Genomic DNA, 12562 nt, shown 5'->3' with positions numbered 1-12562 from the left:
GTGAAAAACACCCACGCCGAAAGACCAAGGTTTCCTGCGCAACGTTAATCGACGCAGGGTTAGTCGGTCCCTAAGGCGAGGCTGAAAAGCGTAGTCGATGGAAAACAGGTTAATATTCCTGTACTTCTGGTTATTGCGATGGAGGGACGGAGAAGGCTAGGCCAGCTTGGCGTTGGTTGTCCAAGTTTAAGGTGGTAGGCTGGAATCTTAGGTAAATCCGGGATTCCAAGGCCGAGAGCTGATGACGAGTGTTCTTTTAGAACACGAAGTGGTTGATGCCATGCTTCCAAGAAAAGCTTCTAAGCTTCAGGTAACCAGGAACCGTACCCCAAACCGACACAGGTGGTTGGGTAGAGAATACCAAGGCGCTTGAGAGAACTCGGGTGAAGGAACTAGGCAAAATGGCACCGTAACTTCGGGAGAAGGTGCGCCGGTGAGGGTGAAGGACTTGCTCCGTAAGCCCACGCCGGTCGAAGATACCAGGCCGCTGCGACTGTTTATTAAAAACACAGCACTCTGCAAACACGAAAGTGGACGTATAGGGTGTGACGCCTGCCCGGTGCCGGAAGGTTAATTGATGGGGTTAGCTAACGCGAAGCTCTTGATCGAAGCCCCGGTAAACGGCGGCCGTAACTATAACGGTCCTAAGGTAGCGAAATTCCTTGTCGGGTAAGTTCCGACCTGCACGAATGGCGTAACGATGGCGGCGCTGTCTCCACCCGAGACTCAGTGAAATTGAAATCGCTGTGAAGATGCAGTGTATCCGCGGCTAGACGGAAAGACCCCGTGAACCTTTACTATAGCTTTGCACTGGACTTTGAATTTGCTTGTGTAGGATAGGTGGGAGGCTTTGAAGCGTGGACGCCAGTTCGCGTGGAGCCAACCTTGAAATACCACCCTGGCAACTTTGAGGTTCTAACTCAGGTCCGTTATCCGGATCGAGGACAGTGTATGGTGGGTAGTTTGACTGGGGCGGTCTCCTCCTAAAGAGTAACGGAGGAGTACGAAGGTGCGCTCAGACCGGTCGGAAATCGGTCGTAGAGTATAAAGGCAAAAGCGCGCTTGACTGCGAGACAGACACGTCGAGCAGGTACGAAAGTAGGTCTTAGTGATCCGGTGGTTCTGTATGGAAGGGCCATCGCTCAACGGATAAAAGGTACTCCGGGGATAACAGGCTGATACCGCCCAAGAGTTCATATCGACGGCGGTGTTTGGCACCTCGATGTCGGCTCATCACATCCTGGGGCTGAAGCCGGTCCCAAGGGTATGGCTGTTCGCCATTTAAAGTGGTACGCGAGCTGGGTTTAGAACGTCGTGAGACAGTTCGGTCCCTATCTGCCGTGGACGTTTGAGATTTGAGAGGGGCTGCTCCTAGTACGAGAGGACCGGAGTGGACGAACCTCTGGTGTTCCGGTTGTCACGCCAGTGGCATTGCCGGGTAGCTATGTTCGGAAAAGATAACCGCTGAAAGCATCTAAGCGGGAAACTTGCCTCAAGATGAGATCTCACTGGGACCTTGAGTCCCCTGAAGGGCCGTCGAAGACTACGACGTTGATAGGTTGGGTGTGTAAGCGCTGTGAGGCGTTGAGCTAACCAATACTAATTGCCCGTGAGGCTTGACCATATAACACCCAAGCAATTTGCTGCTCCTAGTTGAAGAAACGAAAGAGGCCAGATTGCGGTGTGTGAAGACGAAACGAACCGAAAGTTCGAGATACTCACAAAACACCAAACTATCACATACCCAATTTGCTGAAGCGAGGCCAACCGGTCACGACTCAGTACCCGAATTTCTTGACGACCATAGAGCGTTGGAACCACCTGATCCCATCCCGAACTCAGCAGTGAAACGATGCATCGCCGATGGTAGTGTGGGGTTTCCCCATGTGAGAGTAGGTCATCGTCAAGATTAAATTCCGAAACCCCAATTGCGAAAGCAGTTGGGGTTTTGTTTTTGTCCGCAAGAAAGCCACGGCTGCTGGATTTCTATGCAATCGCTCGATGCGTGGCTATCATGCGGGCCTCATTGTGAGTCGAGACCTGCATGCTGACGTTGTTAAAGCTTCTTAAAGATGGCCGATTCCATTCGGGCCAAGCATTGGGTGCCGCCCTGGGCGTCAGTCGTAGTGCTGTGTGGAAGCAGCTTCAGCATTTGGAAGCTGAGCTGGGTCTGTCTATTCATAAGGTTCGTGGGCGCGGCTATCAACTGTCCGCGCCATTGGCGCTGCTCGATCCTGCCGAGATTAGCGCTCAGGCGCACTCCTGCGCCTGGCCCGTCCAGGTTTACGACTCAATCGACTCCACTAATGCCGAAGCACTGCGTGCTATCGAGCGTGGGCAAGCGGCACCCTTTGTGGTGCTTTCGGAGCGGCAGACAGCCGGACGCGGGCGACGTGGTCGCAAGTGGGTCAGTCCATTCGCAGAAAACGTCTATTACAGCCTGGTGCTACGCATTGATGGTGGGATGCGCCAGCTGGAGGGCTTGAGTCTTGTCGTTGGGCTCGCTGTCTTGCAGGCGTTGCGCGAGCTCGGTATTGCATCCGCTGGATTGAAGTGGCCTAACGATGTCCTTGTAGGCCAGAAAAAGATCGCGGGAATACTGCTCGAGTTGGTTGGTGATCCTGCTGATGTGTGCCACGTGGTCCTGGGGGTGGGGATCAATGTGAACATGCAGTCCGCTGATGAGGTGGACCAGCAATGGACATCCCTGCGGCTCGAGTCAGGCAAATTTTTTGACCGCAACCAATTGGTTGCGGTGCTGGGGGAGATGCTGCAGCGATACCTGGCTCGTCACCAGGCGGGTGGTTTTTTGGCCATCCAGTCGGAGTGGGAGCAAAATCACCTATGGCAGGGGCGAAGCGTGTCCTTGATTGCCGGCGTCAATCAAATTGATGGTGAAGTACTTGGTATTGATGGCCAGGGCGCTTTGCGCCTGAAGGTGGATGGTGTGGAGAAAGTCTTCAGTGGTGGTGAGTTGAGCCTGAGGTTGCGTGATGATTCTTGAGCTCGATTGTGGGAATAGTTTCATCAAGTGGCGTGTGCTTGCCGCTAATGCCGGGCAGGTGCTCGGTGAAGGGGTCGTCGATTCCAATCTTGGATTGCTGGAGGGTTTGGGGGCGATCAAAGGGCTTGCCCTCACGTTTTGCCGGTTGGTGAGCGTCAGGACCGCGGAGGAAACCGCTGCGTTGACGTCATTGCTCGGCGATACCTTTGATGTGCCGGTTGTATGCGCAACGCCTGCTCGCGAAATGTCAGGCGTGCGTAATGGGTATGAAGAGTTTGAGCGGTTGGGGCTGGATCGGTGGCTCGCAATGCTCGGAGGCTTTCATCTGGCCTCGGGTGCGTGTCTGGTGCTCGATTTCGGTACGGCCGTGACCGCTGACTTTATCGCGGCGGATGGAGGACACCTGGGTGGTTTCATCTGTCCAGGGATGCCGTTGATGCGCAACCAGTTGCGCACCCACACCCGCAAAATTCGTTATGGGGATCTGGCGGCCGAGCAGGCTCAGGAAAGTCTTGTTCCTGGTCGCGCGACTGTCGAGGCTGTAGAGCGTGGTTGTCTGTTGATGTTGCGCGGCTTCGTGCTGACCCAGCTCGAGTTGGCGCGCAGTTACTGGGGTGAGGACTTTGTCGTGTTCCTCACCGGGGGGGATGCGAGCCTGGTTGCCGAGGTCGTGCCTCAGGCCAGGGTTGTTCCGGACTTGGTGTTTGTCGGATTGGCCATGGCCTGTCCCTTGTCCTGAGGTTTTTATGCGTTGGTTGTTTCTGCTGCTGCTTGTCCTCAATGGCTTCTACTACATCTGGCATCAACAAGAGGCTCCTTTGCGCGCGAAGGATGTCACGCCTTTGAGTCTGTATCGCGGATCTCAACAAGATATTCGCTTGTTGAGCGAAGCAAGTGACGTATCCAAGGATAAGGGAAAAGCTGCCTCGGCAGACAATGGCTGCCTTTATCTGGGCGGCTATGCGCGCCAGGAGGCCGCACAGGCGGTTGAGCGTCGTTTGAGCGGGATGGAGGTCAAGTTTCAGTCCCTGCCGAAAGCTGCGGCTGAAGGAGCGGCGTATTGGGTGCGTATCGCACCGGAAAGCCGGCGTTGGCTGGACGATTTGCAGCTGCAAAACCTTTCTAAAGAATTCAATGAGTTAAAACATAAAATAATGCCGTGCGAGGGGGTTGCACCCACCGAATAGTTTGCATAGAATGGCGCCCGCTCCACAGCGAACACCGGAAACGGTAAGCGGTGTGAAGCGAGGTCAACGCAGCTAAGCTCAGGTTTTTAATGAGAAAAATGCTTGACAGAAGGCTGGCATGATGTAGAATGCCGGCTCGCTTAGGAGGGGTTCCCGAGCGGCCAAAGGGATCAGACTGTAAATCTGACGTCTACGACTTCGAAGGTTCGAATCCTTCCCCCTCCACCATTTTTAGCGAGAGCTGTAAGCCTCGCGGGTATAGTTTAGTGGTAGAACCTCAGCCTTCCAAGCTGATGATGCGGGTTCGATTCCCGCTACCCGCTCCAAGTTTACGGGTTTTGCACAGTGTTACGCTCTTGTAGCTCAGTTGGTAGAGCACACCCTTGGTAAGGGTGAGGTCAGCGGTTCAAATCCGCTCAAGAGCTCCATATAACAAGGCAGATATGAAAATATCTGCCTTTGTTTTAGGTGGTAGTGGTTGCGCCTGATTGTGTTTCTGAGGGTTGCCGGTGTCATGGATATCGGTGTTGCAGCCAGGATTGCCTCGTAAGTGTTGTAAAGTCTTTTTCGGGTCGGCATAATGGTCGGCCTGATTTTGTTTTAGGTCAGTAGCTCAATTGGCAGAGCGACGGTCTCCAAAACCGTAGGTTGGGGGTTCGATTCCCTCCTGACCTGCCAGATTCACTCGGTGTGTCTGGCTTTCTTTTCACAGGATCTTCATAGATGACTCCTAAAGCTGAAGCTCAAGGCTCTCGTTTCGACCTCCTCAAGTGGCTTGTAGTAGTCGCTCTGGTGGTTGTTGGCGTTGTTGGCAATCAGTACTTTTCTGCTTCGCCGATCCTGTACCGCGTACTCGCATTGCTTGCTATTGCTGCCGTAGCTGCCTTTGTAGGCCTGCAGACAGTCAAGGGCAAGTCTTTCTTTGTACTGGTTAAGGAAGCGCGCACCGAAATTCGTAAAGTCGTTTGGCCAACTCGCCAAGAAACCACGCAGACCACGTTGATCGTTGTGGCTGTTGTCCTGGTTATGGCGTTGCTGTTGTGGGGGCTTGATTCCCTGCTCGGCTGGCTTGTTTCCTTGATCGTCGGCTAAGGGTGTCCCGTGGCTAAGCGTTGGTATGTTGTGCATGCTTACTCCGGTTACGAGAAGCATGTAATGCGCTCGCTGATCGAGCGCGTAAAGCTGGCTGGTATGGAAGATGGCTTCGGCGAGATTCTGGTTCCCACTGAAGAAGTGGTTGAAATGCGCAATGGCCAGAAGCGCAAAAGCGAACGCAAATTCTTCCCTGGCTATGTGCTGGTGCAAATGGATATGAACGAGGGTACTTGGCACTTGGTCAAGGATACGCCTCGGGTGATGGGTTTCATTGGCGGTACTGCCGATAAGCCTGCGCCAATCACCGATAAAGAAGCAGAAGCGATTCTGCGTCGCGTTGCCGATGGCAGCGACAAGCCGAAGCCGAAGACGTTGTTCGAGCCGGGCGAGTCGGTGCGTGTCAATGACGGTCCGTTCGCAGACTTTACCGGTGTTGTTGAAGAAGTTAACTACGAAAAGAGCCGGATCCAGGTCGCAGTGCTCATTTTCGGTCGCTCTACTCCGGTGGAGCTCGAGTTCAGCCAGGTCGAAAAGGTCTAGTTGAGCAAAAATCCCAACCCCGCAGCCGTAGGCTGTGGGGTTTTGTCGTCACTGGGATAAACGCGCAAGTAACCGGGGAGCCTCTCGAGGCGTTCGAACCCGTAATTGGAGTGCCTCATGGCCAAGAAGATTACCGCTTACATCAAGCTGCAAGTGAAGGCCGCTCAGGCTAACCCAAGCCCACCTGTTGGTCCTGCTCTGGGTCAGCACGGCGTGAACATCATGGAATTCTGCAAGGCTTTCAACGCCCGTACTCAGGGTCTTGAGCCAGGTCTGCCGACTCCAGTGATCATCACTGTCTATAGCGACCGTAGCTTCACTTTCGAAACCAAATCCACCCCTGCTTCGGTTCTGCTGAAGAAGGCGGCCGGTCTGACCAGCGGTTCCGCTCGTCCGAACACCGTTAAGGTTGGCACCGTGACTCGTGCTCAGCTGGAAGAAATCGCGAAAACCAAAAACGCGGATCTGACTGCAGCTGATATGGAAGCAGCCGTGCGTACTATCGCCGGTTCTGCTCGTAGCATGGGCCTTAACGTGGAGGGTGTGTAATGGCTAAGCTGACCAAGCGTCAAAAGGCTATCGCCGGCAAAATCGAAGCAGGCAAGGCCTACAACTTTGTAGACGCCGCTGCCCTGCTGGCTGAGCTGTCGACTGTCAAGTTCAGCGAGTCGTTCGACGTAGCTGTAAACCTGGGTGTTGACCCGCGTAAATCCGACCAGGTCGTTCGTAGCGCTACTGTGCTGCCACACGGCACTGGCAAGACCGTTCGCGTTGCTGTGTTCACCCAGGGTCCAGCTGCTGAAGCCGCTCTGGCTGCCGGCGCTGACCGCGTAGGCATGGACGACCTGGCTGCCGAAATGAAAGGCGGCGACCTGAACTATGACGTAGTGATCGCATCCCCGGATGCAATGCGTGTTGTAGGTCAGTTGGGTCAGATCCTCGGTCCACGTGGCCTGATGCCTAACCCTAAAGTCGGCACCGTAACTCCAGACGTAGCTACCGCGGTTAAGAACGCCAAGGCTGGTCAGGTTCGTTATCGCACCGACAAAAACGGCATCATCCACACTTCCGTTGGCAAGATCGGCTTCGACGCCGTCAAGCTGAAGGAAAACGTTGAAGCCCTGATCGCTGATCTGAAGCGTATCAAGCCAGCTTCCTCGAAAGGCATTTACGTCAAGCGCGTTACCCTGAGCACCACTATGGGCCCAGGTCTGGTCATCGACCAAAGCTCGCTCGACGCGTAAGACACAAATTGGCGCAAGCGATTGCGCCAATTGAAAAATTGGGGTCCCTGCCTGGCGGGGGCTATCCAAGACCGTAGGCGACGCAAGTCTTAAACCACAAGCCTACGCAGATGGTGCTCCCGGTTCCTTACCGAATCAGACACCAAAACGACATCCGGTTTCGACCAGATGAAACGGTAACAAGCAGGAGTTAAACCCGTGGCAATTAAACTCGAAGACAAGAAGGCCATCGTCGCTGAAGTCAACGAGGCTGCCAAAGTCGCTCTGTCCGCTGTCGTGGCTGATGCCCGTGGCGTAACAGTAGGCGCGATGACCGGACTCCGTAAAGAGGCTCGTGAAGCTGGCGTTTACGTACGTGTTGTACGTAACACCCTGCTCAAGCGCGCTGTTGCTGACACTGAATTCAGTGTCCTCAACGACGTGTTCACTGGCCCTACCCTGATTGCGTTCTCCAAGGAACATCCAGGCGCTGCTGCCCGGATCTTCAAGGAATTCGCAAAGGGTCAGGACAAGTTCGAGATCAAGGCAGCTGCGTTCGAGGGCAAGTTCCTCGCAGCTAACCAAATCGACGTACTGGCAACTCTGCCGACCCGTGACGAAGCAATTTCTCAGCTGATGAGCGTGATTCAAGGCGCTACCAGCAAGTTGGCTCGTACTCTGGCGGCAATTCGCGACCAGAAAGAAGCTGCTGCAGCCTAAGGCTCGTCAACTTCTCGCGTTTTTTGTTTTTTTCGATGGTCGCGTAGGCCGTCCCCAATATCAGGAATTAGATTCATGTCTATCTCTCAGAACGATATCCTTGAAGCAGTTGGCAACATGTCCGTAATGGAAGTTGTTGAGCTGATCAAAGCTTTCGAAGAAAAATTCGGTGTTACCGCTGCTGCTGCATCGGCTGGTCCAGCTGTTGCTGCTGCCGTTGCTGAAGAGCAAACCGAATTCAACGTCATGCTGACCGAAGCTGGCGAGAAGAAAGTTAACGTGATCAAGGCTGTACGTGAACTGACCGGTCTGGGCTTGAAAGAAGCCAAGGCTGTAGTTGACGGCGCACCTGCCATGGTTCTGGAAGCTGTTGCCAAAGACGCAGCTGACAAAGCCAAAGCAGCTCTGGAAGAAGCAGGCGCTAAAGTCGAGCTGAAGTAAGCATCGACTTTGCTCCTCCAGCCCGAGCGTTAAGCGACAGGCTGATGGCTGGTGGCTCTTGCCACCGGCCTTTTTCCGTTATTGGCAGCCGACTGGGTCGGTGCCGATAACGTGCTGTAACCACCCGATGCGGTGGCGCAAACCATGGGGTTTGCACGATTTTCTGGCTGCTCCCGTCGGGAGGGGCCAAACAAGCAGGTGACCAAGCTGGGGAACGCTGATGGCTTACTCATATACTGAGAAAAAACGTATCCGCAAGGACTTTAGCAAGTTGCCGGACGTCATGGATGTGCCGTACCTCCTGGCCATCCAGCTGGATTCGTATCGTGAATTCTTGCAAGCGGGAGCGACTAAAGATCAGTTCCGCGACGTGGGCCTGCATGCGGCCTTCAAATCCGTTTTCCCGATCATCAGCTACTCCGGCAATGCTGCGCTGGAGTACGTCGGTTATCGCCTGGGCGAACCGGCATTTGATGTCAAAGAATGCGTATTGCGCGGTGTAACTTACGCCGTACCTTTGCGGGTAAAAGTGCGCCTGATCATTTTCGACAAAGAGTCGTCGAACAAAGCGATCAAGGACATCAAAGAGCAAGAAGTCTACATGGGTGAAATCCCCCTGATGACTGAAAACGGTACCTTCGTAATCAACGGTACCGAGCGTGTAATCGTTTCCCAGCTGCACCGTTCCCCGGGCGTGTTCTTCGACCACGACCGTGGCAAGACGCACAGCTCCGGTAAACTGCTGTACTCCGCGCGCATCATTCCTTACCGCGGTTCGTGGCTGGACTTCGAGTTCGACCCGAAAGACTGCGTATTCGTGCGTATCGACCGTCGTCGCAAGCTGCCTGCATCGGTACTGCTGCGCGCGCTGGGCTATACCACTGAAGAAGTGCTGGACGCGTTCTATACCACCAACGTATTCCATGTGAAGGGCGAGACCCTGAGCCTGGAGCTGGTGCCTCAGCGCCTGCGTGGTGAAATCGCTGTCCTCGATATTCAGGATGACAAGGGCAAGGTTATTGTCGAGCAGGGTCGTCGTATCACCGCTCGCCACATCAACCAGCTGGAAAAAGCCGGGATCAAAGAGCTGGATGTGCCTCTGGACTACGTCCTGGGTCGTACAACCGCCAAGGTCATCGTGCACCCGGCAACCGGCGAAATCCTGGCAGAGTGCAACACCGAGCTGAACACCGAGATCCTGGCCAAAATCGCCAAGGCTCAGGTTGTTCGCATCGAAACTCTGTACACCAACGATATCGACTGCGGTCCGTTCGTCTCCGACACCCTGAAGATTGACTCCACCAGCAACCAACTGGAAGCGCTGGTCGAGATCTATCGCATGATGCGTCCTGGCGAGCCGCCAACCAAAGACGCTGCCGAGACCCTGTTCAACAACCTGTTCTTCAGCCCTGAGCGCTATGACCTGTCTGCGGTCGGCCGGATGAAGTTCAACCGTCGTATCGGTCGTACCGAGATCGAAGGTTCGGGCGTGCTGTGCAAGGAAGATATCGTCGCGGTACTGAAGACCCTGGTCGACATCCGTAACGGTAAAGGCATCGTCGATGACATCGACCACCTGGGTAACCGTCGTGTTCGCTGCGTAGGCGAAATGGCCGAGAACCAGTTCCGCGTTGGCCTGGTACGTGTTGAGCGTGCGGTCAAAGAGCGTCTGTCGATGGCTGAAAGCGAAGGCCTGATGCCGCAAGACCTGATCAACGCCAAGCCAGTGGCTGCGGCGGTGAAAGAGTTCTTCGGTTCCAGCCAGCTGTCCCAGTTCATGGACCAGAACAACCCGCTGTCCGAGATCACCCACAAGCGTCGTGTTTCCGCACTCGGCCCTGGCGGTCTGACTCGTGAGCGCGCCGGCTTCGAAGTTCGTGACGTACACCCGACTCACTACGGTCGTGTATGCCCGATTGAAACGCCGGAAGGTCCGAACATCGGTCTGATCAACTCCTTGGCCGCTTATGCGCGCACCAACCAGTACGGCTTCCTGGAAAGCCCGTACCGCGTGGTGAAAGACGCTCTGGTCACCGACGAGATCGTGTTCCTGTCCGCCATCGAAGAAGCCGATCACGTGATCGCTCAGGCCTCGGCCACGATGAACGACAAGAAAGTCCTGATCGACGAACTGGTAGCTGTTCGTCACTTGAACGAATTCACCGTCAAGGCGCCGGAAGACGTCACCTTGATGGACGTATCGCCGAAGCAGGTAGTTTCGGTTGCTGCGTCGCTGATTCCGTTCCTCGAGCACGACGACGCCAACCGTGCGTTGATGGGTTCGAACATGCAGCGTCAAGCTGTACCAACCCTGCGCGCTGACAAGCCGCTGGTAGGTACCGGCATGGAGCGAAACGTAGCCCGTGACTCCGGCGTTTGCGTCGTGGCTCGTCGTGGCGGCGTGATCGACTCCGTCGACGCCAGCCGTATCGTGGTTCGTGTTGCCGATGACGAAGTTGAAACCGGTGAAGCCGGTGTCGACATCTACAACCTGACCAAGTACACCCGCTCCAACCAGAACACCTGCATCAACCAGCGTCCGCTGGTGCGTAAGGGTGATCGGGTTCAGCGTAGCGACATCATGGCCGACGGCCCGTCCACCGATATGGGTGAACTGGCACTGGGTCAGAACATGCGCATCGCGTTCATGGCATGGAACGGCTTCAACTTCGAAGACTCCATCTGCCTGTCCGAGCGTGTTGTTCAGGAAGACCGCTTCACCACGATCCACATCCAGGAACTGACCTGTGTGGCTCGTGACACCAAGCTTGGCCCAGAGGAAATCACCGCCGACATCCCGAACGTGGGTGAAGCGGCTCTGAACAAGCTGGACGAAGCCGGTATCGTTTACGTAGGTGCCGAAGTTGGCGCAGGCGACATCCTGGTCGGTAAGGTCACTCCGAAAGGCGAGACCCAGCTGACTCCGGAAGAAAAACTGCTGCGTGCGATCTTCGGTGAAAAAGCCAGCGACGTTAAAGACACTTCCCTGCGCGTACCTACCGGTACCAAGGGTACTGTCATCGACGTACAGGTCTTCACTCGCGACGGCGTTGAGCGTGATGCTCGTGCCCTGTCGATCGAGAAGTCCCAGCTGGACGAGATCCGCAAGGACCTCAACGAAGAGTTCCGTATCGTTGAAGGTGCTACTTTCGAACGTCTGCGTTCCGCTCTGGTCGGCCACAAAGCCGAAGGCGGCGCCGGTCTGAAGAAAGGCCAGGACATCACCGACGAAGTTCTCGACGGTCTTGAGCACGGCCAGTGGTTCAAACTGCGCATGGCTGAAGATGCTCTGAACGAGCAGCTCGAGAAGGCTCAGGCCTACATCGTTGATCGTCGCCGTCTGCTGGACGACAAGTTCGAAGACAAGAAGCGCAAACTGCAGCAGGGCGATGACCTGGCTCCAGGCGTGCTGAAAATCGTCAAGGTTTACCTGGCAATCCGTCGTCGCATCCAGCCGGGCGACAAGATGGCCGGTCGTCACGGTAACAAGGGTGTGGTCTCCGTGATCATGCCGGTTGAAGACATGCCGCACGATGCCAATGGCACCCCGGTCGACGTCGTCCTCAACCCGTTGGGCGTACCTTCGCGTATGAACGTCGGTCAGATCCTTGAAACCCACCTGGGCCTCGCGGCCAAAGGTCTGGGCGAGAAGATCAACCGCATGATTGAAGAGCAGCGCAAGGTTGCCGAGCTGCGCAAGTTCCTGCACGAGATCTATAACGAGATCGGCGGTCGTCAGGAAAGCCTCGATGACTTCTCGGACCAGGAAATCCTGGACCTGGCTCAAAACCTGCGTGGCGGCGTTCCAATGGCCACTCCAGTGTTCGACGGCGCCAAGGAAAGCGAAATCAAGGCCATGCTGAAACTGGCGGACCTGCCAGAAAGCGGCCAGATGCAGCTGACCGACGGCCGTACCGGCAACAAGTTCGAGCGCCCGGTTACCGTTGGCTACATGTACATGCTGAAGCTGAACCACTTGGTAGACGACAAGATGCACGCTCGTTCTACCGGTTCGTACAGCCTGGTTACCCAGCAGCCGCTGGGTGGTAAGGCGCAGTTCGGTGGTCAGCGTTTCGGGGAGATGGAGGTCTGGGCACTGGAAGCATACGGTGCCGCTTACACTCTGCAAGAAATGCTCACAGTGAAGTCGGACGATGTGAACGGCCGTACCAAGATGTACAAGAACATCGTGGATGGCGATCACCGTATGGAGCCGGGCATGCCCGAGTCCTTCAACGTGTTGATCAAGGAAATTCGTTCCCTCGGCATCGATATCGATCTGGAAACCGAATAACACGTGACGCGAATCGAGAGCGGGGCAGGATTGCCCGCTCTCTGCTCCGCCAGGAGGA

Annotated in this window: 10 protein-coding genes, 4 tRNA genes and 2 rRNA genes (1 of these 16 only partly in view); all 16 read left to right on the top strand. The window is 55.4% G+C overall.

What is annotated here, in order from left to right; translation table 11 throughout:
- Positions 1 to 1624: ribosomal RNA gene (locus tag AB4O40_RS14765) — 23S ribosomal RNA — on the top strand; it begins 1270 nt to the left of the window's first position.
- 169 nt (positions 1625 to 1793) lie between these two features.
- Positions 1794 to 1909: ribosomal RNA gene (gene rrf / locus AB4O40_RS14760) — 5S ribosomal RNA — on the top strand.
- A gap of 135 nt (positions 1910 to 2044) precedes the next feature.
- On the top strand, positions 2045 to 3004 hold the full coding sequence (birA, locus tag AB4O40_RS14755) for a bifunctional biotin--[acetyl-CoA-carboxylase] ligase/biotin operon repressor BirA (protein ID WP_056728984.1): 960 nt from the start codon (positions 2045 to 2047) through the stop codon (positions 3002 to 3004).
- On the top strand, positions 2994 to 3743 hold the full coding sequence (locus AB4O40_RS14750; protein WP_056728982.1) for a pantothenate kinase: 750 nt from the start codon (positions 2994 to 2996) through the stop codon (positions 3741 to 3743). Before birA ends, AB4O40_RS14750 begins: the two co-directional genes overlap by 11 nt.
- A gap of 7 nt (positions 3744 to 3750) precedes the next feature.
- Complete coding sequence (locus tag AB4O40_RS14745) at positions 3751 to 4191, top strand: hypothetical protein (protein ID WP_056728980.1); 441 nt, start codon at positions 3751 to 3753, stop codon at positions 4189 to 4191.
- A 143-nt stretch (positions 4192 to 4334) separates the two neighbouring features.
- Positions 4335 to 4419: transfer RNA gene (locus AB4O40_RS14740), tRNA-Tyr, on the top strand.
- A 24-nt stretch (positions 4420 to 4443) separates the two neighbouring features.
- Positions 4444 to 4517 (top strand) — tRNA-Gly (locus AB4O40_RS14735).
- Positions 4518 to 4543: 26 nt separating this feature from the next.
- Positions 4544 to 4619, top strand: a tRNA-Thr gene (locus tag AB4O40_RS14730).
- Between the two features lie 174 nt (positions 4620 to 4793).
- Positions 4794 to 4869, top strand: a tRNA-Trp gene (locus AB4O40_RS14725).
- 45 nt (positions 4870 to 4914) lie between these two features.
- A complete protein-coding gene (gene secE / locus AB4O40_RS14720) occupies positions 4915 to 5283 on the top strand; it encodes a preprotein translocase subunit SecE (RefSeq protein WP_007984402.1) in 369 nt (122 codons plus the stop codon).
- Positions 5284 to 5292: 9 nt separating this feature from the next.
- Positions 5293 to 5826, top strand: coding sequence for a transcription termination/antitermination protein NusG (nusG, locus tag AB4O40_RS14715; protein WP_007984405.1), 534 nt, complete (start codon positions 5293 to 5295; stop codon positions 5824 to 5826).
- A gap of 117 nt (positions 5827 to 5943) precedes the next feature.
- A complete protein-coding gene (rplK, locus tag AB4O40_RS14710) occupies positions 5944 to 6375 on the top strand; it encodes a 50S ribosomal protein L11 (RefSeq protein ID WP_007933726.1) in 432 nt (143 codons plus the stop codon).
- Positions 6375 to 7070, top strand: coding sequence for a 50S ribosomal protein L1 (gene rplA, locus AB4O40_RS14705; protein ID WP_003186095.1), 696 nt, complete (start codon positions 6375 to 6377; stop codon positions 7068 to 7070). Before rplK ends, rplA begins: the two co-directional genes overlap by 1 nt.
- Positions 7071 to 7268: 198 nt before the next feature.
- Positions 7269 to 7769 carry a 50S ribosomal protein L10 gene (rplJ, locus tag AB4O40_RS14700; RefSeq protein WP_007970413.1) on the top strand — a complete coding sequence of 167 codons (501 nt, stop codon included), beginning with the start codon at positions 7269 to 7271 and terminating at the stop codon, positions 7767 to 7769.
- 75 nt (positions 7770 to 7844) lie between these two features.
- The gene (gene rplL, locus AB4O40_RS14695; RefSeq protein ID WP_007970414.1) at positions 7845 to 8210 is read left to right on the top strand and encodes a 50S ribosomal protein L7/L12; all 366 of its coding nucleotides are present in this window, start codon (positions 7845 to 7847) and stop codon (positions 8208 to 8210) included.
- A gap of 220 nt (positions 8211 to 8430) precedes the next feature.
- Positions 8431 to 12504, top strand: coding sequence for a DNA-directed RNA polymerase subunit beta (gene rpoB, locus AB4O40_RS14690; protein WP_053162836.1), 4074 nt, complete (start codon positions 8431 to 8433; stop codon positions 12502 to 12504).
- Positions 12505 to 12562 lie beyond the last annotated feature (58 nt).

This window comes from Pseudomonas sp. S2_F07 (genome assembly GCF_054668325.1).
This window is presented reverse-complemented; position numbering and strand designations above follow the sequence as displayed.